The sequence below is a fragment of the Pseudoalteromonas prydzensis genome, assembly GCF_011050055.1.
In the GTDB taxonomy this organism is placed as follows: Bacteria; Pseudomonadota; Gammaproteobacteria; order Enterobacterales; family Alteromonadaceae; genus Pseudoalteromonas; species Pseudoalteromonas prydzensis_A.
The window spans coordinates 42,060-61,801 of sequence record NZ_DRGM01000063.1 but is presented as its reverse complement, the minus strand read 5'-3'; the positions used below and the strand labels follow the sequence as shown (position 1 = coordinate 61,801).

The following is a 19,742-nucleotide window of genomic DNA, read 5'->3' as shown; positions in this document are numbered from 1 at the left end:
TGCTTGGTGACAATAGCGTTTTGGACCCACCTGACCCCATGCCGAACTCAGTAGTGAAACGAAACAGCGCCGATGATAGTGTAGCATTTGTTATGTGAAAGTAGGTCATCGCCAGGCTCCAAATTAAAGAAAGCCGCTTCAGAAATGAAGCGGCTTTTTTACGTTTTATGCTTAGTTAGCGAGGGGAAAGTTAGCGAGAGTAAAGTTAGCGAACGCTTGACATAGGGCGCGAAAAGTTTATTTTTGTAAAACTCGCAAACTCGCAAACTCGCAAACTCGCAAACTCGCAAACTCGCAAACTCGCAAACTCGAAACTCGAAACTCGAAACTCATTATAAGACTTGCGTTCAATATTCTATTTATGCGATAAACCATTTTATTTATAATACAAATAAGTGGATTCACGTGGGTCGTAAAAAAACAACCAAATCAAAAGGCTCTTCAGGGCTCAATCGTAAAAACAGTGAAAGTTTTATTGCTAAGTTTAGTGCTCACCCTGATACTCAACTATGTGATTCAGGTTTAATGTATAAGGTTATTGATGAAGTGTCAGGCGAACGGGTAACTGACCTAGATACAGTTGTTATCAATCAACGTATTATGCTTGCAGATGGAAGTGTGATTGCAGACAGTTATAAAGCAGGCATGCCTGAAGTGTTTGCATTAGCTGAGGCAATTGAAGGGTTACGACAAGGCATTCTACTTATGTCGGTAGGATCTCGTTATGAATTTGTTATTCCAGCTGAACTGGCCTGGGGCCGTAAAGGTAATGGTGGTAAAATTGGGGCTAATGCGGTGCTGCATTTTGATGTTCGTTTGATACGTTTAGCCTAATAATTACTTAATTAGATCTGTGATTGAGCGTTTTACTCATCGATTGATTATCAAGCGTTCAGGTTAATTACATCCCCGGATAATTACTACTCATGTAAAGGATATTATGAAACCATTCTCTAGCCGTGTTTATTTATTGCGCCATGGAGAGCTTGCCGAGCAGGGAGTGTTGGCTGGACATACCGACTTTGCTTTAAGCGATATTGGAGTCGAGCAGCTAAATATTGCCTGTGCTGAACTTGTGAATATTGAGCGCATTATTAGCTCTACACTGAAACGTTGCAGCGTATTTGCTACAGAGCTTGCCAATCGCCAACAAATTCCACTTCTCCTAACGGATCAAATCAGAGAGTTTAACTTTGGTGAGTGGGATGGTCGTAAATATGAATTTTTATGGCAACAAACGCATAGCCCAAGTATTGGTGATTTTTGGCAAGACCCATGGCATGTAACTCCGCCCAGTGGAGAGTCTATGGCTGATTTCCATGAACGTGTTGCGACATGGTGGCAAACCCTATTAGTTGATATTGCTAAAACCGAGACTCAAGCGCAGTTGGTGATCACTCATGCTGGGGTGATCAAACAGCTACTCGCTATAATTTGCCAGTTACCTAAACAGTCTCAGCAGCAAGATATATTTTCCATCGGCTATGGCAAACTGGTTTGTATTGATATTTTTATTGATGAAAATGCTGTCTCGTGGCCAAAAATTGTATTCTAATCACCCCTATTGTAGCCGTCTAGAAAGATATTCATTGAAATATTTACTCACCTGCCCATAATAGAGCCTTATGTATTTTGGAATGGGGTGAAAGTCCTCAACTGTACCCGCAACTGTAAGTCACATGAGTGATAAGTCAGATACAAAATACGTTAATTTGAATCAATGAGCGGGTTAACTCTTCTATTATCACCATGAAGTCATGGTTTGTAGTGCTGTGGGTTTGCTATCGCGAGAGAGAACAACACATTGCATACACCTGACGCAACTGCGCCTGCTTTACTTAAAGTCACCAACTTATCCTGGTCTGTAGCCAATACTGCTATTTTACAAGATATCGATTTTGCGATAAAAGCAGGGCAATTTATCGGTTTGCTTGGCCCTAATGGTGCTGGAAAATCAAGTTTGTTGCGTTGCCTATATCGTTATAGCAAACCACAAAGTGGTGAGGTGCAATTTGCTGGGCGTAATATTTGGCAATTGAGCGCAGATGATTATGCCAAGCAAGTTGCCGTTGTACTGCAAGAGACACCTTCGCAATTTAATTTGTCAGTGTATGATGTTGTCAGTCTTGGCCTTACGCCACACAAAAGTTTATTTAGTGCGACCACAAAAGCAGATCAGCAAGTTGTTTTACAAGCGATAGAACAAGTGGGTTTAAGCCATCACTTAACACAAAATTTTGATTCACTCTCAGGGGGTGAAAAACAACGCGCATTAATTGCACGGTCAATTGTTCAAGGCCCTAAGTTATTAATAATGGATGAGCCAACCAGCCATTTAGATATCAAGTATCAAATCCAATTAATGGAACTGGCCAAGTCACTTAATCTGACCATTTTGGCGTCGTTTCATGATCTTAACCTCGCCGCAAGTATGTGTGATCAACTGTTGGTACTCAAACAAGGCCAGTTAGTAGCATCAGGTACGCCAGAGCAAGTGATCACAGAAAAAATGCTCAGCGATGTATTTGGTGTCTGCGCTGAAGTATCGCAGCACCCGCAAAGCCAGCAATTACAGAAAGCGATTCCGCGTATTACCTATTTTTATGGTTACCAGGCGGGAGTGAATAATGGCAAGTAAGCACACTTTGGCAGTTATTGCGGCGCTGATAATAGCTGTTGTGAGTATTTTTATGGCGTTAAGCTTTGGTGCTGCGCCGAGTAAGTTTATTGATGTATACCATAGCATTATTGGCCTAGGAGGTGACTCATTTATTGAGCGGATCATTTGGCAATTACGCATGCCACGCACATTGCTCGCTTTTTTAGCTGGATCGGGTTTGGCGATTGCGGGGTTAATATTACAAACCGTTACTCGTAATCCATTGGCCGACCCTTATTTATTTGGTATCTCATCTGGCGCATCATTTGGGGTGGTTTGCTTTATTACTATCACTGGTGTGAGTGCTGGTATCAGCATGTCTGCGGCCGCCTTTGTTGGTAGCTTAGTTACTATGTTATTACTGGTTTTTATTGCCGGACGTACTGGGCGCGGGCAAGTTGAAACCATGCTCTTGGCAGGGGTTGCTTTATCCTTTTTATTTAGCGCGTTTACCAGTTTGCTGCTGTATTTTAGTGATCCACAAGCGATCACGGCTATTTTATTTTGGACGCTCGGCAGCTTTGCTCGCGCTCAGTGGGCTACGCTCTGGCTACCTGCTTTAGTGATTTTAAGTTGTACAGCTGTAATGATGGGCTTTCGCCGTCAGCTCAATGCCATGTTACTAGGTGATGAAAGTGCCGTGACACTCGGTATTCCAGTGCAACGGTTTCGACTGTTAATGCTGATACTCAGCTCATTGATCACTGCGGTGTTAGTGGCTATGTGCGGTGGGATTGGCTTTGTTGGGTTGATGATCCCGCATATTGTGCGCTTTTTTGTCTCTCAAGGTACGCCTAGTGGCTTAATGATGACTGCACTCGTTGGCGGCACATTTATGGTATGGGTCGATGTGTTATCGCGTATTTTGCTAGCGAATCAAGAGTTACCTATTGGAGTGATCACTTCTGCAATCGGCAGCGTGTTCTTTTTATCATTACTTTATTTTCGCAAGCGAGAGAGTTAGTCAGATGTTTAATATACCTACAGTCACCAATCAATATAGCAACTTAATTGCGGATAAAATTAATCATAAAACTAAACCCCTTGGTGCACTAGGGAAATTGGAGCAATGTGCCACACAATTGGTTACTTTATTTAGCCAAAACGTGGCTGACAAAGATGCTTTTAAAACATTTACTCCTAGTATCACTAAGCCTACTTTGTTGGTCTTTGCAGGGGATCATGGTGTGGCAGCACAAGGTGTATCGATAGCACCAAGTGATGTAACCTCACAAATGGTTGCTAATTTTGTCAGCGGTGGTGCCGCTATTAATGTATTTTGCCAACAACTTGGCTGGCAATTAGAAGTGGTTGATTGTGGCATTTTGCATCCAGTCACAGCACCGAGTGTGCACGACTGCCGTTTAGGTAGCATCACTAAGCCATTAAATACTGAGATGGCGATGAGTACTATGCAGGTTCAGCAAGGTTTTGATAACGCAACACAGTTGCTGCAGCAGCTTAGCCATAATGGCTGTAATACCATTGCCTTTGGCGAAATGGGCATAGGTAACACCACCAGTGCTGCAGCACTTATGGCAGCCATGCTTAATTTACCGGCGCAGCAGTGTGTAGGCAAAGGTACTGGGGTGAGCGATGATATTGTAAAGCGCAAAATAACGGTAGTCGAGCAAGCTCTTAGATTACATAAATCACAACTTACTGATCCTATCACTTTGCTTGCTGCGTTAGGCGGTTTTGAAATTGTACATATTACCGGTGCTATGCTTGCTGCTGCTGAGCAGGGCATGGCTGTAGTCGTTGATGGTTTTATTTGTAGCGCCGCAGCTATGGTTGCTATCGCGATTAACCCAGCAGTGAAAGATTATTTAATTTTTGCGCATTGCTCAAACGAGCAAGGGCATCGACTGATGTTAGACGCGCTAAATGTTACGCCACTGCTGCAACTTGATTTACGTTTAGGTGAAGGTACGGGCGCGGCGTTGAGCCTTCCGCTATTGCAAGCCGCACTTGGTTTTTATAATCAGATGGCCAGCTTTGCTGACGCCGGTGTTGAGCAGGTTGTTAGTTAATGCAGCCTAATCATGAGCAAAATACAGTAACGCAATGGCAGCTGCTGTTACTGGCAATCAGTTTTTTAACCCGGTTACCAGTGCCACTAAACTTTGTGGTAACGGGCGCTCATTTAAATCAAGCAAGCCGCTACTTTGCTTTGGTGGGGTTATTACTCGGCGGGTTGTTAGCACTGGCATATAGTGTTTTCCAGCTGCTGTTACCCCCTTCAATCAGCGTATTACTAATGATGGCTGTGGGACTGTTATTAACGGGTGCCTTTCACGAAGATGGGTGGGCTGATGTATGGGATGGTTTTGGTGGCGGTTGGCAGGTAGAGCAAAAACTTGCCATTATGAAAGACAGCCGTCTTGGCACCTATGGCGCAGCGGCATTATTTATCATACTGCTAGCGAAATTTCAGAGCTTACTCTTTCTAAGTGAGTCATTGTTAAGTGTGCTGAGTGCAATTGTGATTGGGCAATGCCTAAGCCGCGCCGTCGCGACCAGCTTAATATTCAGTATGAATTATGTAAGCGCTGATGCTACTGCAAAAGTAAAACCGCTGGCGATGCATTTATCGGTCACCAGTTTGGCCACGTTACTTTTAACCGCCGCTACTTTGCTGGTTAGCCTGATTGCCGTTGGCATATTGTTATGGCAAACCGCATTCATTCTTATCGCAGTATTACTGCTCCTCAGAGTAATCATGATCCGCTGGTTTAAGCAGCAGTTAGCTGGTTACACTGGCGATTGTTTAGGTGCGGCACAACAGCTCAGTGAAGTGATTATTTACCTTACCTTAGTGAGTCTATTATGAGCCTTAACCACACACTTATTTTAGGCGGCGCGCGCAGTGGTAAAAGCCGTTTTGCCGAGCAGTTAGCTCTAAACAGTAATAAAGCGGTTATTTACCTCGCCACAGGGCAAGCCCATGATAGTGAAATGCAAGCACGTATTGCCCACCATCAACAACAGCGTCCCACCGATTGGCCGTTGGTTGAAGAGCCAATAACATTAGCCGATGCGCTACAAACATACAGTACTAAAGACAACTGTATTTTAGTTGATTGCTTAACGTTGTGGCTCAGTAACTGTTTATGCCATGCCAGAGCTGACTGCTGGAATGAGCAAAAAGCAGCGCTGTTAACGGCTCTTGCACATTTACCTGGGCAGGTCATTTTTGTCAGTAATGAAGTGGGCCACGGTATTGTGCCACTGGGTGAATTAAGCCGTGAATTTGTCGATGAATCGGGTTGGCTACATCAAGCCATAGCCGCAAGCGCTGCAAGGGTTGAATTTATCATGGCAGGTCTTGCCTTAACATTAAAAGAGCAGTCATGATGAAAACATTAATGGTACAAGGTACCACTTCTGATGCAGGGAAAAGTACTTTAGTGGCAGCGTTGTGCCGGGTATTTGTTGAGCAAGGCATTAAAGTTGCGCCATTCAAACCGCAAAATATGGCTTTAAATAGCGCTGTAACCGAAGATGGCGGCGAGATTGGTCGTGCGCAAGCATTACAAGCAATTGCCGCTAAAGTAGCGCCACGGGTTGATTTTAACCCTATTTTACTCAAACCAAACAGTGATACTGGCGCGCAAGTGATTATTCACGGCAAAGCGATTAGTAATATGGAAGCGCAGGCATATCACGATTATAAAAAAGTCGCGATGGATGCGGTGCTCGCCTCACAACAACGTTTAAGCGAAGAGTTTGAACTGTTAGTGGTTGAAGGGGCAGGCAGCCCTGCTGAAATCAATCTGCGTGCTGGTGATATTGCTAATATGGGTTACGCCGAAGCGGTTGATTGCCCCGTGATCATTATTGCAGACATAGATAAAGGCGGTGTGTTTGCGCATTTGGTCGGTACTCTTGCATTGTTAAGCGAGTCAGAACAAGCACGAGTAAAAGGCTTTGTGATCAACCGTTTTCGTGGCGATATAGGTTTATTGCAAGGTGGCCTTGATTGGCTTGCAGAGTACACCGGTAAACCTGTATTAGGTGTATTACCTTATTTGCATGATCTCGCCTTAGATGCCGAAGATGCTGTCGCGATAGATAACCAAGTCAGCCAAGCGAAAATTAAAATAGCCATTTTACTGTTGCCACATATTAGTAATCATACTGATTTTGATGCACTGCGATTAAATCCACACATTGATACTAATTACGTACGCCATACCCAAGCAATTCCAGATGTTGATCTTATTATTATCCCTGGTAGCAAAAATGTGATCAGTGATTTGACCTTTTTAAACAATGAAGGCTGGGGTGAGCAAATTAAGCGTCACCTACGTTACGGCGGTAAACTACTCGGTATTTGTGGTGGCTTACAAATGTTGGGCACTGATATTTTTGACCCTGATGGAGTTGAATCAAAGCAAACTCAATGTAAAGGCTTAGGTTTTGCTGATTTTGTTACTCATCTCGGGCAGCAAAAAGTACTAACCCAAGCTGAGGGAGCGATCACTTTACAGGGCCAGCAAGCCAAAGTGAGCGGTTATGAAATTCATGCCGGTAGCAGCCAAGGCGCCGCATTTGAACAGCCATTTTTAAAATTTACGCAACATCCTAATGATGTTGCGCAAGACGGTTTTATATCAAAAGATAACTGTATAGCAGGTACTTACTTACATGGCTTGTTTGATAGCAGCGCAGCCACGCAATTGATACTCGATTGGGTATTGCCAAATAGTGGTATTACGCAATTAATTGATATCGACACACATCGCGAACAGCAATTAACGCGCTTAGCGAACATGTGCAAAGAACATTTAGATTTAGACAAAATAACGCAAATTTACCAAACTTGGGAAGGAGTTAAGCATGAGCGATAAAAATAACGACAAACACCAGCAACGCCAACAAAAAGTAAAAGATAAAGTGGATGAGCGCATTGCCGCGGCACAAACAGAGAAAGGCGTTTTTCAGGTGATCACCGGTAACGGCAAAGGTAAATCAACCTCAGGGTTTGGCACCGTAACACGTTGTGTAGGTCATGGCATGAAAGCTGCCGTGTGCCAGTTTATTAAAGGTACTTGGCCCTGTGGAGAGCGCAATGTATTGCAAGGCGCAGGGGTTGAATTTGTCATTATGAACACCGGTTTTACCTGGGAGACGCAAAATAAAGAATCAGATACCGCAGCGGCGCAAGCGACGTGGCAAGAAGCTAAGCGTATGTTGGCTGACGAATCAATTAATTTAGTATTACTTGATGAAATTACTTATATGATCACCTACGGTTACATTGATTTAGAGGAAGCACTCGAAGTGATCGCTAATCGTCCGCCAATGCAATCTTTAATTATTACTGGTCGTGGTGCGCACCGCAAGTTAACTGACTTAGCAGATACCGTAAGTGAAGTACGCAATGTTAAGCACGCGTTTGACGCCGGTGTTAAAGCACAAATAGGGTTTGATTACTAATGGCTAGGTTTAGGTTTATACTCGTTTTATCGTTGGCTTTGTGCTGCTTTAAGCTCGTGGCTGAGCCTAATAAGCAGCAATTAAGAATTGTTGCCCTTGCCCCGCATATCGTTGAAAACCTGTATACCATAGGTGCGGGTGAGCAAATAGTTGGCACTGTTGAATATGCCGATTTTCCCGCTGCGGCAAATGATATTGTGCGCATTGGTGGTCATCAAGGCATTCAGCTGGAGAAGCTATTAGCACTTAAACCAGACTTAGTGTTAGCCTGGAAAACCGGCAGTAAAACTGAAGATTTAGCCCGTATCGAAGGCTTTGGTATTGAGGTTTTTTACAGTGATGCGAGCGACGTTAATAAAGTACCAACTGAATTGCGCCGTTTAGGGGCGCTCACTGGACGTGAGCAAGCGGCTGAGCAAGCGGCGATTAAATTTGAAAATAAAATTGCAGTCATTAAAGACAAATATAGTGATAAGAGCAACATTGCGGTGTTTTATCAATTGTGGCCAGAGCCGATGATGACGGTAGGGAAAAATACCTGGATCAATCAATTAATCGACATTTGCCAAGGGCGCAATGTATTTGCAAACAGCCGTACGGATTACCCGCAGATCAGCATTGAGAATGTGGTTGTAGCAAAACCTGAGGTGATAATATTACCAGGCGAAAAATCACAAAAGCCGCAAACTGTGATTGATTGGTCGTCATGGCCAGAAGTGCCAGCAGTAAAGCATAATCAATTTGTTCATGTTAATGCTGATTTATTACATCGTTTTACCACGCGAATGCTCGATGGTCTTGCTGATATGTGTATTAAAATGGATGCCTCACGCGCCGTAATTAAGGAGCCACAATGAGTAATTGGCAAGACTTTTTAAAAACCGAATGTGCAAAGCAATATATGCAAGATACGCTTGCTGTGGTTGCACAAAAACGCAGCCAAGGTATTGCTGTATACCCAGCACAATCGCATGTATTTAGCGCTTTTGATGCAACACCGCTGGATGAAATAAAAGTGGTGATGCTCGGGCAAGATCCTTATCACGGCGAAGGCCAAGCACATGGTTTATGTTTTTCAGTGTTGCCTGAACTGCGTAAACTGCCGCCATCATTAAAAAATATTTATAAAGAGCTGGCTACAGATATTGCAGGCTTTAGTATCCCTGAGCATGGTTACTTACAACGCTGGGCAGAGCAGGGCGTATTCTTACTCAATACAGTGCTGACTGTTGAGCAAGGCCAAGCACATTCACACAAGCACTTAGGTTGGGAGCAGTTTACTGATCAGGTGATTGCCCATATTAATCAACACTGTGAAGGTGTGGTGTTTATTTTATGGGGGGCGCACGCACAAAAGAAAGGTAAAGGTATTGATAGCTCAAGGCATTATGTTTTAAATGGCCCACACCCGTCGCCGCTGTCTGCACATCGTGGCTTTTTTGGTTGTCAGCATTTTTCCAAAACTAATCAGCTACTAACGCAGCAAGGTAAGAGTGCGATTGATTGGCAAGTTTAACAATTGTAGGCGGGGTTTATCCCGCGCAGATTGGAGGCTTTGTCGCGATGTAAAATCGCTTATATGGACTACACAAATTGTAATTCAATGCATGTAGGTTAGCCTGCGCAAAATGTAGCTAATTTAACAAAAATAAAGCCCCTTACAGCTCAGTAAGGGCCCTTTAGTTGGTTAGTTGTACTGCGCTGTGTAAATTAAAAATCTAATTCATCAATCGCAATATTGTCTGCAAAAAAATCTAACTCCTGTAGTTCTTTACGTAAACGATGCTTATCTTTTAAAGCTTCTATTTCGCGCCATTTTCTCTTTTTATTTTTCTGAGAGGCCTTTCTTGTTGTATCAGGACCTTCTAATATTTCTAAAATATCGTCTAGGCTATCCATGAACTTCTCCTATTGATTTTTTGAACCTCGGAAATACCTATACCACAGGCCAAACTAAAATAGAATAAAAAAGTGACGGTTATGTTACAGGTAAGTGATAAATTAATGAATAGGGATTATTTTTGGCATAAAAAAACGTCGTAAATACGACGTTTAGTCTTTTATTAATTAACGAGCCGATAAAAGCGGTTACATCGCTTTAAAGCGTGCTTCTAGTTGCTCTTGGGCATCTGCAAATGAGCGAATACCTTCAGCTAGTTTTTCAGTCGCCATGGCATCTTGATTATGTAACCAGCGGAACTGTGCTTCAGTTAATGGTGCTGGCTTTGGCTCTTTAGCAATATCACTTTCAAGTAAATATTCTTGTGCGCCTTCAAGGTTACCTAGCTCTTCTAAAAGGTTCGGGCTAATCGTTAGCTTGTCGCAACCAGTTAGTGCGATGATTTCACCGGTGTTACGGAAACTTGCGCCCATAACTACGGTTTTATAATCATGGCGCTTATAAAATTCAAAAATACTGCGTACTGATTGCACGCCTGGATCTTGTAATGGATCGGTTGGTTTTTCTAAGCCGTTAGCAACGTGCCAATCTAAAATACGGCCAACAAATGGTGAGATTAAAAATACATTCGCATCGGCGCAAGCACGGGCTTGGGCATCACTAAATAACAAGGTTAAGTTACACTTAGTGCCTTCTTTTTCTAGCTGCTCAGCGGCTTTAATCCCTTCCCATGTTGAAGCAACCTTGATTAAGATTTTGTCTTTGCTCACACCTTCTTTTTCATAAAGACTTAATAAGGTATGGGCTTTATTAATGGTCGCTTGGGTATCAAATGATAAGCGCGCATCAACCTCGGTAGAAATGTAGCCAGGTACGATTTCACTGATCTCTTTACCTAGCAATACGGCAAAGTAATCACAGGCAAGTTCTAATTGTTTAGCAGCGTCTTGCTCGGTTTCTTTAGCATAACTCCACGCTTTATCTAAATACGGCTTATAGGCTGCGATTTCACTGGCTTTTAATAGCAGTGAAGGGTTAGTTGTTGCATCTTCTGGTTGGTGTTTTTTAATCGCTTCAATATCACCAGTGTCGGCCACGATAGATGAATGTTGTTTGAGCCTTTGTAGAGCTGAAGTCATTTGCTTTCCTCATTCCAAGCAAGTTAAAAGAAAATACTGTAACTACCTTATACTGCAACACTGTGACAGTGCTTTATAGGTCTTATGTCCGTATCAGTAAAGAACGAAGGCGCATTGCTTAATCTGCTATGCGAATAAGGTAGGTATCATACCAATCAATTCAAGCAGATTGATATAAACAAAACGTGCTTTTCGTTTCATTTAATGTTGAAATTGACATTAAATAATTTCCAAGTCAATAGCTAACTATGATCACTGTTATTTCACCTGCAAAAAATTTAGATTACGAGAGCCAAGCAAGTACCGATAAATTCACGCAACCTGAGTTACTTGAACACAGCGAAGAGTTAATGACAGTGTGCCGCGAATTAACGCCAGCACAAATTAGCAGTTTAATGAAAATTAGCGATAAGCTAGCAGGCCTTAATGCTGCGCGCTTTAGTGAATGGTCACAGCCGTTTACTAGCAACAACGCTAAACAAGCTGTGATGGCCTTTAATGGCGATGTATATGGCGGTTTAGATGCCAACAGCTTAACTGCTGGGCAACTTGATTATGCACAAAGTCATTTACGTATTTTGTCAGGTCTTTATGGGTTATTAAAACCACTTGATTTAATGCAAGCGTATCGCTTAGAAATGGGCACTAAGCTTGATAATAGCCGTGGTAAAAACCTCTATGAGTTTTGGGGCACTATTATTGCTGACAAACTCAATACCGTACTGGCAGAGCAAGATAGCCAATATTTAGTAAATCTAGCATCAAATGAGTATTTTAAAGCGGTTGATAAAAAAGCCTTAAACGCGCAAATCATTACTCCGCACTTTAAAGACTGCAAAAACGGCCAATATAAAATTATTAGCTTTTACGCGAAAAAAGCCCGCGGCTTGATGGCTCGCTACATTATTGAGAATAAAGTTACCCAGTTAAGCGATTTAAAAAAGTTTACTGTCGATGGTTACTACTTCAGTAGCGAAGCGAGCCAAAAAGAGCTTGAACCGGTATTTTTGCGTGATGAGCAAAATTAGATTGCTAACTTTATTGTAACAATGCTCACAGCTCGAGATCTGAACAATCTGAAAGTGGCAAAGGGCAGAGTGAAATAAGCTCATAAGCGCGAGTTTTCCTCGCGCTTTAACTGTGCATTTCTTATCTAGCCGATGTACATTTTTACACTATTTGCAGCGTAATAATTGGTAATAACATTAGACACCAACTAAAACAGCAACTAGTTTTGAGTTAATCAGGTCGAAGGTTTGACGTTATGAGTAACAGCCACACTGAACAGCCCGAAAATCCATGTATTCGTCACTGCTGTTTAGATAATAATGATATATGTCTTGGTTGCTTTAGAACACTCGCTGACATTTTAGCGTGGCATAGTGCTACTTTAGAGCAAAAACAGCAGATCCTTAATGAATGCCAAATTCGTAAAAACGCTCAGCATAAGTAATCGCGTTGTCATTTAAAATTTAGTTCGCAGGACTTACCTCAAATTCCAAGAGCAACCACTCTATAAACACCCTCACCACAGCACATCCCAAGCCGCGGCACAGAAAAATAGAGCATGTTAGCGATAGGCTCGTTTCATTGTATTTGCAGTAAATATTTAGTGGGTCAATTTTTGTTAAATATACTGAACGATTTATTAGCGTGTGAGGTTGCATACGTATTCAATTTTTATTCTGTTAGAACCATTCTATTGTTAATCGCTTGTAAATGTAAAAGTACCTAAATGACAACATAATGGAAAACACAATGAAAATTAAAAAAATAGTAACCACGATAGGGCTAAGCGTTGGCTTAAGTACTGCATCGATTGCAAATGCAGCACCCACCACATTCGTCCATTTATTTGAATGGAATTGGCAAGATGTCGCCCTAGAATGTGAACAATACCTAGGACCTAAAGGCTATGCTGCGGTTCAGGTCTCACCACCCAATGAGCATATCATTGGCAGTCAATGGTGGACGCGTTATCAACCTGTCAGTTACCTGTTACAAAGCCGAGGCGGTAGCCGTGAGCAGTTTATTGATATGGTTAATCGTTGTGATGCCGCTGGCGTTGATATTTATGTAGATACCTTGATCAATCATATGGCGGCAGGCAGTGGAACAGGCACCGCTGGTAATACCTATGGTAATAAACAATACCCAATTTATAGCCCACAAGACTTTCACACCAGTTGCACCATTAATGGCTCAGACTACGGCAACGATCGTTACCGAGTACAAAACTGTGAGTTAGTCGGCTTAGCTGATTTAGATACAGCTGCAACGTATGTTCAAAACACATTAGCGGCTTACATTAATGAATTACAAGCCATTGGTGTTAAGGGATTTCGGTTTGATGCAGCTAAACACGTTGCAGCCAGTGATATTCAAAGTTTAATGGCGAAAGTAAATGGTTCGCCAGTGGTATTTCAAGAAGTGATTGATCAAGGTGGCGAGGCTGTAGCAGCCTCAGAATACTTAGCCACAGGTTTAGTGACTGAATTTAAATACAGCACTGAGCTTGGCAATACCTTTAGAAATGGCTCACTCGCATGGTTAAGTAATTTTGGTGAAGGCTGGGGATTTATGCCAAGTGCATCAGCTGTGGTATTTGTAGATAATCACGATAATCAACGTGGTCATGGTGGCGCTGGCAATGTAATTACCTTTGCCGATGGCCGTTTGTACGACTTAGCAAATGTATTTATGTTGGCTTACCCGTATGGTTATCCAAAAGTAATGTCTAGTTATGACTTTGATGGTGATACTGATGCCGGTGGCCCAAGCGTACCTGTGCATAACAACGGTAATTTAGAATGCTTTGCAAGTAATTGGCAATGTGAACATCGTTGGTCATACATTGCCGGTGGCGTAGATTTTAGAAATAACACGACAGATAACTGGGCAACAACCAATTGGTGGGATAATACAAATAATCAAATAGCCTTTGGTAGAGGAAGCGCTGGCCATGTCGCAATTAACAAAGAAGAGTCAACACTCAATGCCACCGTGCAAACAGATATGACTCCAGGACAATACTGTAACGTGTTAAAAGGACATCTGACTAATGATGCAACAAGTTGTACTGGTGAAGTTATAACGGTTAATGCTAATGGCACTATTAACTTAAATGTGGCTGCGTGGGATGCAATGGCTATTCATAAAAATGCCAAGTTAACCACAAGCACCACCCCCGATCCTGAGAGTGATTGGCAGCGCACTGTGATATTTATTAGCGCACAAACGCAAAGTGGCCAAGATATGTTTATTCGCGGCGGGATTGACCATGTTTATGCAAACACAAACCTTGGACGTAACTGCCAAACAAGTAATTTTGAATGTGCGATGCCAATTCGCCACAATAATTTAAAAAATGCCACTACCAGTCCTTGGAAAGCGAACGACAACTACCTAGATTGGTACGGTGTTGAAAGTGGCCAAAGTACTGAAGCGCAAGGCACGGCAACCGATTGGACCACTAATATTTGGCCCGTAACTTGGGGAGCAGAAAAAACCGTTGCTAACGATGGCTTTGGTGTTACACCGCTAAATATTTGGGGGGAGCATTATTGGCTGCTCGATGTTGATATGGATTGCAGCAAAGCGGTTAATGGCTGGTTTGAGGTCAAAGCGTTTATTAAAAATGGTCAGGGCTGGGAGGGCGATATAGCGCAAGCAAACACCCCTTATGTTAGTACTAATCATGTTGCTCAATGCGGCAAAATTAATAAGTTCGAGTTTAGTAATTCAACTGTAGAAATACGCAACTTCTAATTTTATTACAGGAACACCGCAACTAAACCATGAGTATGTGTTTAGTGGCGAAGGCTAGCTCTACCTTGCTGGATCAGACCACTTAGGTGTTTGCCAGTAAAAGGCAGCACAAAAACTAAAAAGCCGAGCTTAGGTAGTTGCTCGGCTTTGTTAATTATCCAGAATTTAGGTTAATTACTGTTATTTTTTCTTTTTGACTTTCGTTTTTGCTTTTTTACGGGCTTTTATTTTAGCCGGATCTTTAAGCTTTTTGATCGGTAATTTAGCTTCTTTATGTTGTGGCTCAAGACCTTTGATAACACGACGTTTCAGCTTTTGCTCAGTGTAACGCTCAACTTTGGCAACAATTGCAATATCGTGGGCTTCCACTAATGAAATCGCGATGCCTTTTTTACCGGCGCGGCCAGTACGGCCAATACGATGCACATACACATCTGCGGTACGCGGCATATCAAAGTTAATTACATGGCTGATGTCCGCAACATCAATACCACGGGCGGCAACATCGGTTGCGACTAAAATTTTAGTCCGACCAGAATGGAAGTTTTCCATCGCTTTCATACGTTTGTCTTGTGGCATTTCACCACGCAGCCATGCAGCTTTAACACCGTTGTTAGTTAACTCGCCAATTAAGGTTTCTAGGCGCTCACGGGTTTTAACAAACACAATCGCTTTGCTTACATCAGGACCATTTAGGGTATTAACCAGTAATTCCAGTTTATGATGATAGTCATCGGCTAAATGGATCCACTGGTGAATTTTGGCTTTTTCTTTACGTGATGACTCCGCTTCAAGCAGTGCAGGGTCATTTAATATTTGCTCTGCAAAACGTTCAACACTGTCGCCTTCAAGAGTGGCTGAGAACAAAAAGCATTGACGACGGTTTTTAGCTTCTTCACAAATGCGCATCATCTCTTTACGAAAGCCCATGTCTAGCATGCGGTCGGCTTCGTCTAAAATAAGCATTTCGACATTTTCAGCGTGGAAGTTTTCGGTTTCTAGGTATTCCATTAATCGCCCTGGTGTGGCAATTAAAATGTCGTTATTTTTTTCAAAAATTTCTTTGTGCGTACCGTAGTTAATACCGCCAGTTACTACGCCTATTTTAAGGTGAGTGCCTTTGGCAAGTAGTTCACACTGTTCATGAATTTGATAAGCTAACTCGCGCGTTGGTGTCATTATTAACACGCGGGCAAAACCAGGTTCACGACGCGGAAAATCAAGTAAGTATTGAATCGCTGGGATCAAAAATGCCGCTGTTTTACCAGTACCGGTTGGTGCAGAGGCTAAAATATCACGCCCTTGCAGCGCTTCAGGAATTGCTTGTTGTTGAATGCTGGTAGGGGTTTCATAACCCATTTTAGCAACGGCTTGTAGTAGCTTGTTATCAATATCAAAATCAGAAAATTGCATAGAGTGTCAAAAATAGAGGACAATTGCCGTTAATTATACGCGCTATCCGCCAGTTGGTGAATGAAAAGGTGAAAAAATGTCAGGCTTTGTGTTTAAACAATTTAAAGTAGCGCAAACCCGCAGCGCGATGAAAGTCTCAACGGATGGGATTTTACTGGGGGCATGGGCTGATTTAGCCACCGCACAGCGGTTGCTTGATATTGGTACGGGAACTGGCTTGTTGGCACTAATGTGCAAGCAACGTAAGTCCAGTATGGCCGTTAGCGCCGTTGAAATTGATGGCAATGCATGTGCTGATGCACAGCAAAATTTTGCTAATAGCCCATGGCCAGATATTAGGTTGATGCAAAAAGCTATTCAGCAAGTAACCAGTGAGATTAAATTTGATGTGCTGATCAGTAACCCGCCGTATTTTAACGCCAGTTTAAAAGGGGAGGACTTAGCCCGTAATACCGCACGTCATACAGATAGCTTAAGTTTTAGTGAGTTACTCAGCGCATTTAAAAATTTGAGTCATCAAAATAGTTTTTTTAACGTTATTTTGCCGTGTCCTGAGGCGCAGTTATTTATCGCTCAAGCACAACGACAAGGGCTGCATTTAGTGCGCCATTGTTTGGTGAACACGACGAAAGCAAAAGTGCCAAGTCGCAGCTTAATGTGTTTTGCCTATCAGGCAGAGCCATGCGAGCAAACTAGTTTAACGATTCATGCTGAAGGTGGGCAATATAGCGATGAGTATATTGCCCTATGTAAGGATTTTTATTTAAAGATGTAGTTACTAGGCTATAACGTTGGGTTACAGCCTTGTTTTGATGCGATTAACGATCGTTTAACTGCTGGCTTATTTCGCTAAAAATACTGGCATCATCAATGGTTGATGGGATCTGCAGTTCATCCCCATCAATGAGTTGACGGAGGTTTTTACGTAAAATTTTACCTGAGCGTGTTTTTGGTAAACGTTCAACACTGACGATATTTTTTAAACAGGCGATAGCACCAATTTGATTACGAACGGCGAGGATCAATTGTTGCTCAACGTCAGTGGGGTTACCAATAAAATCGTTTTTTAATACGATCATCGCCATTGGCAATTGCCCTTTGAGTGAGTCATTTACGCCAAATACAGCACATTCTGCTACTGCGGGATGGGCGGCCACAATCTCTTCCATTTCACCGGTTGAAAGCCGATGACCTGCCACATTGATCACATCGTCGGTTCTACCCATAATAAACAGGTAACCGTCGTCATCTAAGTAACCGCCGTCACCCGTTAAATAATACCCAGGATATTCGCTTAAATAGCCTGCTTTATAGCGTTTTGTGTTTTGCCAAATAGTTGGTAAACACCCAGGTGGTAATGGCAATTTGATCACTACCGCGCCTTGTTCGTTTGCTGCACATTGGCTGCCATCGACATTTAGAATTTGTACATCAAAACCTGGAGTGGGGACAGTTGCACTACCGGGCTTTGTATTTAGTTGCTCAATGCCGATAGGGTTGCATGCAATTGCCCAGCCTGTTTCTGTTTGCCACCAATGGTCAAGCACAGGTAACTGAGTGTGTTCGGTTAACCATGCATAGGTTGCGGGATCTAACCGCTCACCAGCTAAAAATAATCGTTTTAAACTCGTGGTATCGTACTTTTTAAAGCCCTCAGCGGTGGGATCTTCTTTTTTGATCGCTCTAAAAGCGGTTGGCGCACTGAATAAAGCGTTTACTTGATACTCTTCAACTACTCGCCAAAATGCACTGGCATCAGGTGTGCGTACGGGTTTTCCTTCATAAAGTACTGTGGTGCATCGAAACATTAATGGCGCATAGACAATATAAGAATGGCCCACCACCCAGCCAATATCAGACGCTGCCCAAAATACTTCTCCAGGTTGCATGCCATAGACTGTTTCCATACTGTAATGCATAGCAACAGCATGGCCTGCGTTTTCGCGTATTACGCCTTTTGGCGTGCCGGTTGTGCCTGATGTATATAGAATATAAAGCGGGTGATCACCTGCAACGGGAACTACATCGGCGGGTTCAGCTGTTTGCATGGCCTGCTCCCAATCGATGTCCGTAGCATTGAGCTTTGCTGTAATATGTTTGCGTTGATAAATAATACTGTGCGCAACTTTATGCTCGGCAAGCTTTATTGCATTATCAATAAGTGGTTTGTAAGCAATGACTGAATTCACCTCAACCCCACATGAGGCACTGAGGATTAATTTGGGTTTAGCATCATCAATGCGTACCGCTAATTCATGGGCGGCAAATCCACCAAATACCACAGAATGAATCGCTCCTAAGCGAGCGCATGCCAACATACCAATAACAGCCTGCGGGATCATTGGCATATAAATGACGACACGATCCCCTTTTACAACACCTAATGATTGCATTACACCGGCAAATTTAGCGACTTCTTGTTGAAGTTGTAAATAGCTATATGTGCACTTGCTGTCAGTGACGGGGGAATCATAAATTAGCGCTGTTTGCTCACCAAACCCAGCTGCAACATGTTGATCTAATGCCAGATAACAGCTATTGAGCTGGCTATCTGCATACCAATGATAAAGGCCGTCATTATCTTGTGTGTAAGCGTGTTGCGGGGCTTTGAACCAAGGGATGCGTTTTGCTTGTGTTAACCAAAATTCGGCTGGATCGTGAATAAACGACTGATATTGTTGTTGATAGTTGCCTTGCATAGCAGGATCCTGTGTATAAATGTGTGAGAGACCCTACAAAATGTAAGCCCTTTTCTATAAACCCGATATGCGACCATAGTCTGTTAGCCGTTTAGCAGTAATATTCACAGGGTTAAATACTACTGCCGTTAGCTGACATTCTCAGGCTTTATACTACGCTTTTAAAGCAGCTATATATTAGGAGAACAATAATGACAGTTTCAGCAATTCCAAAGGGGTATCATGCAATTACTCCTTACTTGATAATTAACGGTGCAGCAAAAGCAATAGATTATTACTGCAAGGTATTTAACGCGCAGCTTATTATGCAAATGCCTTTACCTGATGGTGGTATTGCCCATGCGGAGATTAAAATTGGTGATTCGCATATTATGCTTTCAGATATGTGCCCCGAAGTGCATTTTAAAAGCCCCGATGAGCTGGGCGGCACACCGGTTAGTTTAATGCTGTACGTTGCGGATGTGGATGCTGTATTTGCTCAAGCAATTGCAGAAGGTGCAACAGAAGTTCGCCCAGTGCACGACCAATTTTACGGTGATCGAGCGGGCACTTTACAAGACCCATTTGGCCATGTTTGGACAATCGGCACTCATAAGGAAGATCTCAACGATGATGAAATTAGTCAACGTATGGCCGATTTAATAAGCAAAGAAGAAGACGCATAAATTATTAACACGCATAAATTATGGGGCTCATATCTGATCTTACAGTTTTGAAAAATA

20 protein-coding genes, 1 rRNA gene and 1 riboswitch are annotated in these 19,742 nt (G+C 42.6%); of the genes, 17 read left to right on the top strand and 4 right to left on the bottom strand.

What is annotated here, in order from left to right:
- Nucleotides 1–2 precede the first annotated feature (2 nt).
- The 12 genes from rrf (at nt 3) to ung (ending at nt 9,617) form a co-directional block, all read left to right on the top strand.
- Nucleotides 3–117, top strand: a 5S ribosomal RNA gene (gene rrf, locus ENH88_RS06040).
- 288 nt (nt 118–405) lie between these two features.
- The gene (locus ENH88_RS06035; protein WP_064666343.1) at nt 406–834 is read left to right on the top strand and encodes an FKBP-type peptidyl-prolyl cis-trans isomerase; all 429 of its coding nucleotides are present in this window, start codon (nt 406–408) and stop codon (nt 832–834) included.
- A 106-nt stretch (nt 835–940) separates the two neighbouring features.
- Entirely contained in the window at nt 941–1,555 is a 615-nt protein-coding gene (locus ENH88_RS06030) for a histidine phosphatase family protein (RefSeq protein WP_304180647.1), read from the top strand.
- Between the two features lie 23 nt (nt 1,556–1,578).
- Nucleotides 1,579–1,721, top strand: a riboswitch (cobalamin riboswitch).
- A gap of 83 nt (nt 1,722–1,804) precedes the next feature.
- Complete coding sequence (locus ENH88_RS06025) at nt 1,805–2,638, top strand: ABC transporter ATP-binding protein (protein WP_304180645.1); 834 nt, start codon at nt 1,805–1,807, stop codon at nt 2,636–2,638.
- The gene (locus ENH88_RS06020) at nt 2,628–3,623 is read left to right on the top strand and encodes a FecCD family ABC transporter permease (RefSeq protein WP_304180643.1); all 996 of its coding nucleotides are present in this window, start codon (nt 2,628–2,630) and stop codon (nt 3,621–3,623) included. Before ENH88_RS06025 ends, ENH88_RS06020 begins: the two co-directional genes overlap by 11 nt.
- 4 nt (nt 3,624–3,627) lie before the next feature.
- A complete protein-coding gene (gene cobT / locus ENH88_RS06015; RefSeq protein WP_304180641.1) occupies nt 3,628–4,692 on the top strand; it encodes a nicotinate-nucleotide--dimethylbenzimidazole phosphoribosyltransferase in 1,065 nt (354 codons plus the stop codon).
- The gene (locus tag ENH88_RS06010; protein WP_304180640.1) at nt 4,692–5,492 is read left to right on the top strand and encodes an adenosylcobinamide-GDP ribazoletransferase; all 801 of its coding nucleotides are present in this window, start codon (nt 4,692–4,694) and stop codon (nt 5,490–5,492) included. Before cobT ends, ENH88_RS06010 begins: the two co-directional genes overlap by 1 nt.
- Nucleotides 5,489–6,016 (top strand): bifunctional adenosylcobinamide kinase/adenosylcobinamide-phosphate guanylyltransferase, encoded by a 528-nt coding sequence (gene cobU / locus ENH88_RS06005; RefSeq protein WP_304180638.1) that lies wholly within the window; start codon nt 5,489–5,491, stop codon nt 6,014–6,016. The genes ENH88_RS06010 and cobU overlap by 4 nt, the downstream gene beginning before the upstream one ends.
- Nucleotides 6,016–7,512, top strand: a complete 1,497-nt coding sequence (locus tag ENH88_RS06000) for a cobyric acid synthase (protein ID WP_304180673.1) — start codon at nt 6,016–6,018, stop codon at nt 7,510–7,512. The genes cobU and ENH88_RS06000 overlap by 1 nt, the downstream gene beginning before the upstream one ends.
- Complete coding sequence (cobO, locus tag ENH88_RS05995) at nt 7,502–8,101, top strand: cob(I)yrinic acid a,c-diamide adenosyltransferase (RefSeq protein WP_304180637.1); 600 nt, start codon at nt 7,502–7,504, stop codon at nt 8,099–8,101. The genes ENH88_RS06000 and cobO overlap by 11 nt, the downstream gene beginning before the upstream one ends.
- Entirely contained in the window at nt 8,101–8,958 is an 858-nt protein-coding gene (locus ENH88_RS05990) for a cobalamin-binding protein (RefSeq protein ID WP_304180636.1), read from the top strand. Before cobO ends, ENH88_RS05990 begins: the two co-directional genes overlap by 1 nt.
- Complete coding sequence (gene ung, locus ENH88_RS05985) at nt 8,955–9,617, top strand: uracil-DNA glycosylase (protein ID WP_304180634.1); 663 nt, start codon at nt 8,955–8,957, stop codon at nt 9,615–9,617. The genes ENH88_RS05990 and ung overlap by 4 nt, the downstream gene beginning before the upstream one ends.
- A gap of 194 nt (nt 9,618–9,811) precedes the next feature.
- Here the strand turns inward: ung and ENH88_RS05980 are convergent, their stop codons facing one another.
- Nucleotides 9,812–10,000 (bottom strand): DUF3545 family protein, encoded by a 189-nt coding sequence (locus ENH88_RS05980; RefSeq protein ID WP_304180632.1) that lies wholly within the window; start codon nt 9,998–10,000, stop codon nt 9,812–9,814.
- A gap of 189 nt (nt 10,001–10,189) precedes the next feature.
- Entirely contained in the window at nt 10,190–11,140 is a 951-nt protein-coding gene (gene tal, locus ENH88_RS05975) for a transaldolase (protein ID WP_304180630.1), read from the bottom strand.
- 248 nt (nt 11,141–11,388) lie between these two features.
- On the opposite strand from tal, the gene yaaA reads away from it, so the two are divergent.
- The 3 genes from yaaA to ENH88_RS05960 all read left to right on the top strand — a co-directional run bounded on the left by yaaA (nt 11,389) and on the right by ENH88_RS05960 (nt 14,908).
- Entirely contained in the window at nt 11,389–12,168 is a 780-nt protein-coding gene (gene yaaA, locus ENH88_RS05970) for a peroxide stress protein YaaA (protein ID WP_304180628.1), read from the top strand.
- A 236-nt stretch (nt 12,169–12,404) separates the two neighbouring features.
- Nucleotides 12,405–12,593: a DUF1289 domain-containing protein gene (locus ENH88_RS05965; protein ID WP_304180626.1), complete on the top strand. Its 189-nt coding sequence runs from the start codon at nt 12,405–12,407 to the stop codon at nt 12,591–12,593.
- Nucleotides 12,594–12,898: 305 nt separating this feature from the next.
- On the top strand, nt 12,899–14,908 hold the full coding sequence (locus ENH88_RS05960; RefSeq protein WP_304180624.1) for an alpha-amylase: 2,010 nt from the start codon (nt 12,899–12,901) through the stop codon (nt 14,906–14,908).
- A 180-nt stretch (nt 14,909–15,088) separates the two neighbouring features.
- Here the strand turns inward: ENH88_RS05960 and srmB are convergent, their stop codons facing one another.
- A complete protein-coding gene (gene srmB / locus ENH88_RS05955) occupies nt 15,089–16,321 on the bottom strand; it encodes an ATP-dependent RNA helicase SrmB (protein ID WP_064666361.1) in 1,233 nt (410 codons plus the stop codon).
- Between the two features lie 76 nt (nt 16,322–16,397).
- Between srmB and ENH88_RS05950 the strand changes: the two genes are divergently transcribed.
- Entirely contained in the window at nt 16,398–17,096 is a 699-nt protein-coding gene (locus tag ENH88_RS05950) for a tRNA1(Val) (adenine(37)-N6)-methyltransferase (RefSeq protein WP_304180621.1), read from the top strand.
- Nucleotides 17,097–17,139: 43 nt separating this feature from the next.
- On the opposite strand, the gene ENH88_RS05945 is transcribed toward ENH88_RS05950, so the two are convergent.
- A complete protein-coding gene (locus tag ENH88_RS05945; protein WP_304180619.1) occupies nt 17,140–19,020 on the bottom strand; it encodes an AMP-binding protein in 1,881 nt (626 codons plus the stop codon).
- A 191-nt stretch (nt 19,021–19,211) separates the two neighbouring features.
- Here ENH88_RS05945 and ENH88_RS05940 point away from each other — a divergent pair, with 191 nt between their 5' ends.
- A complete protein-coding gene (locus tag ENH88_RS05940; RefSeq protein ID WP_064666364.1) occupies nt 19,212–19,685 on the top strand; it encodes a VOC family protein in 474 nt (157 codons plus the stop codon).
- The last annotated feature ends 57 nt before the right edge of the window (nt 19,686–19,742 follow it).

Excerpts from the sequence above, each read along its gene's own strand:
- ENH88_RS06030 (WP_304180647.1), top strand. The coding sequence starts at position 941 with ATGAAACCATTCTCTAGCCGTGTTTATTTATTGCGCCATGGAGAGCTT.
- ENH88_RS06020 (WP_304180643.1), top strand. The coding sequence starts at position 2,628 with ATGGCAAGTAAGCACACTTTGGCAGTTATTGCGGCGCTGATAATAGCT.
- cobT (WP_304180641.1), top strand. The coding sequence starts at position 3,628 with ATGTTTAATATACCTACAGTCACCAATCAATATAGCAACTTAATTGCG.
- ENH88_RS06010 (WP_304180640.1), top strand. The coding sequence starts at position 4,692 with ATGCAGCCTAATCATGAGCAAAATACAGTAACGCAATGGCAGCTGCTG.
- cobU (WP_304180638.1), top strand. The coding sequence starts at position 5,489 with ATGAGCCTTAACCACACACTTATTTTAGGCGGCGCGCGCAGTGGTAAA.
- ENH88_RS06000 (WP_304180673.1), top strand. The coding sequence starts at position 6,016 with ATGAAAACATTAATGGTACAAGGTACCACTTCTGATGCAGGGAAAAGT.
- cobO (WP_304180637.1), top strand. The coding sequence starts at position 7,502 with ATGAGCGATAAAAATAACGACAAACACCAGCAACGCCAACAAAAAGTA.
- ENH88_RS05990 (WP_304180636.1), top strand. The coding sequence starts at position 8,101 with ATGGCTAGGTTTAGGTTTATACTCGTTTTATCGTTGGCTTTGTGCTGC.
- ung (WP_304180634.1), top strand. The coding sequence starts at position 8,955 with ATGAGTAATTGGCAAGACTTTTTAAAAACCGAATGTGCAAAGCAATAT.
- ENH88_RS05980 (WP_304180632.1), bottom strand. The coding sequence starts at position 10,000 with ATGGATAGCCTAGACGATATTTTAGAAATATTAGAAGGTCCTGATACA.
- tal (WP_304180630.1), bottom strand. The coding sequence starts at position 11,140 with ATGACTTCAGCTCTACAAAGGCTCAAACAACATTCATCTATCGTGGCC.
- yaaA (WP_304180628.1), top strand. The coding sequence starts at position 11,389 with ATGATCACTGTTATTTCACCTGCAAAAAATTTAGATTACGAGAGCCAA.
- ENH88_RS05965 (WP_304180626.1), top strand. The coding sequence starts at position 12,405 with ATGAGTAACAGCCACACTGAACAGCCCGAAAATCCATGTATTCGTCAC.
- ENH88_RS05960 (WP_304180624.1), top strand. The coding sequence starts at position 12,899 with ATGAAAATTAAAAAAATAGTAACCACGATAGGGCTAAGCGTTGGCTTA.
- srmB (WP_064666361.1), bottom strand. The coding sequence starts at position 16,321 with ATGCAATTTTCTGATTTTGATATTGATAACAAGCTACTACAAGCCGTT.
- ENH88_RS05950 (WP_304180621.1), top strand. The coding sequence starts at position 16,398 with ATGTCAGGCTTTGTGTTTAAACAATTTAAAGTAGCGCAAACCCGCAGC.
- ENH88_RS05945 (WP_304180619.1), bottom strand. The coding sequence starts at position 19,020 with ATGCAAGGCAACTATCAACAACAATATCAGTCGTTTATTCACGATCCA.
- ENH88_RS05940 (WP_064666364.1), top strand. The coding sequence starts at position 19,212 with ATGACAGTTTCAGCAATTCCAAAGGGGTATCATGCAATTACTCCTTAC.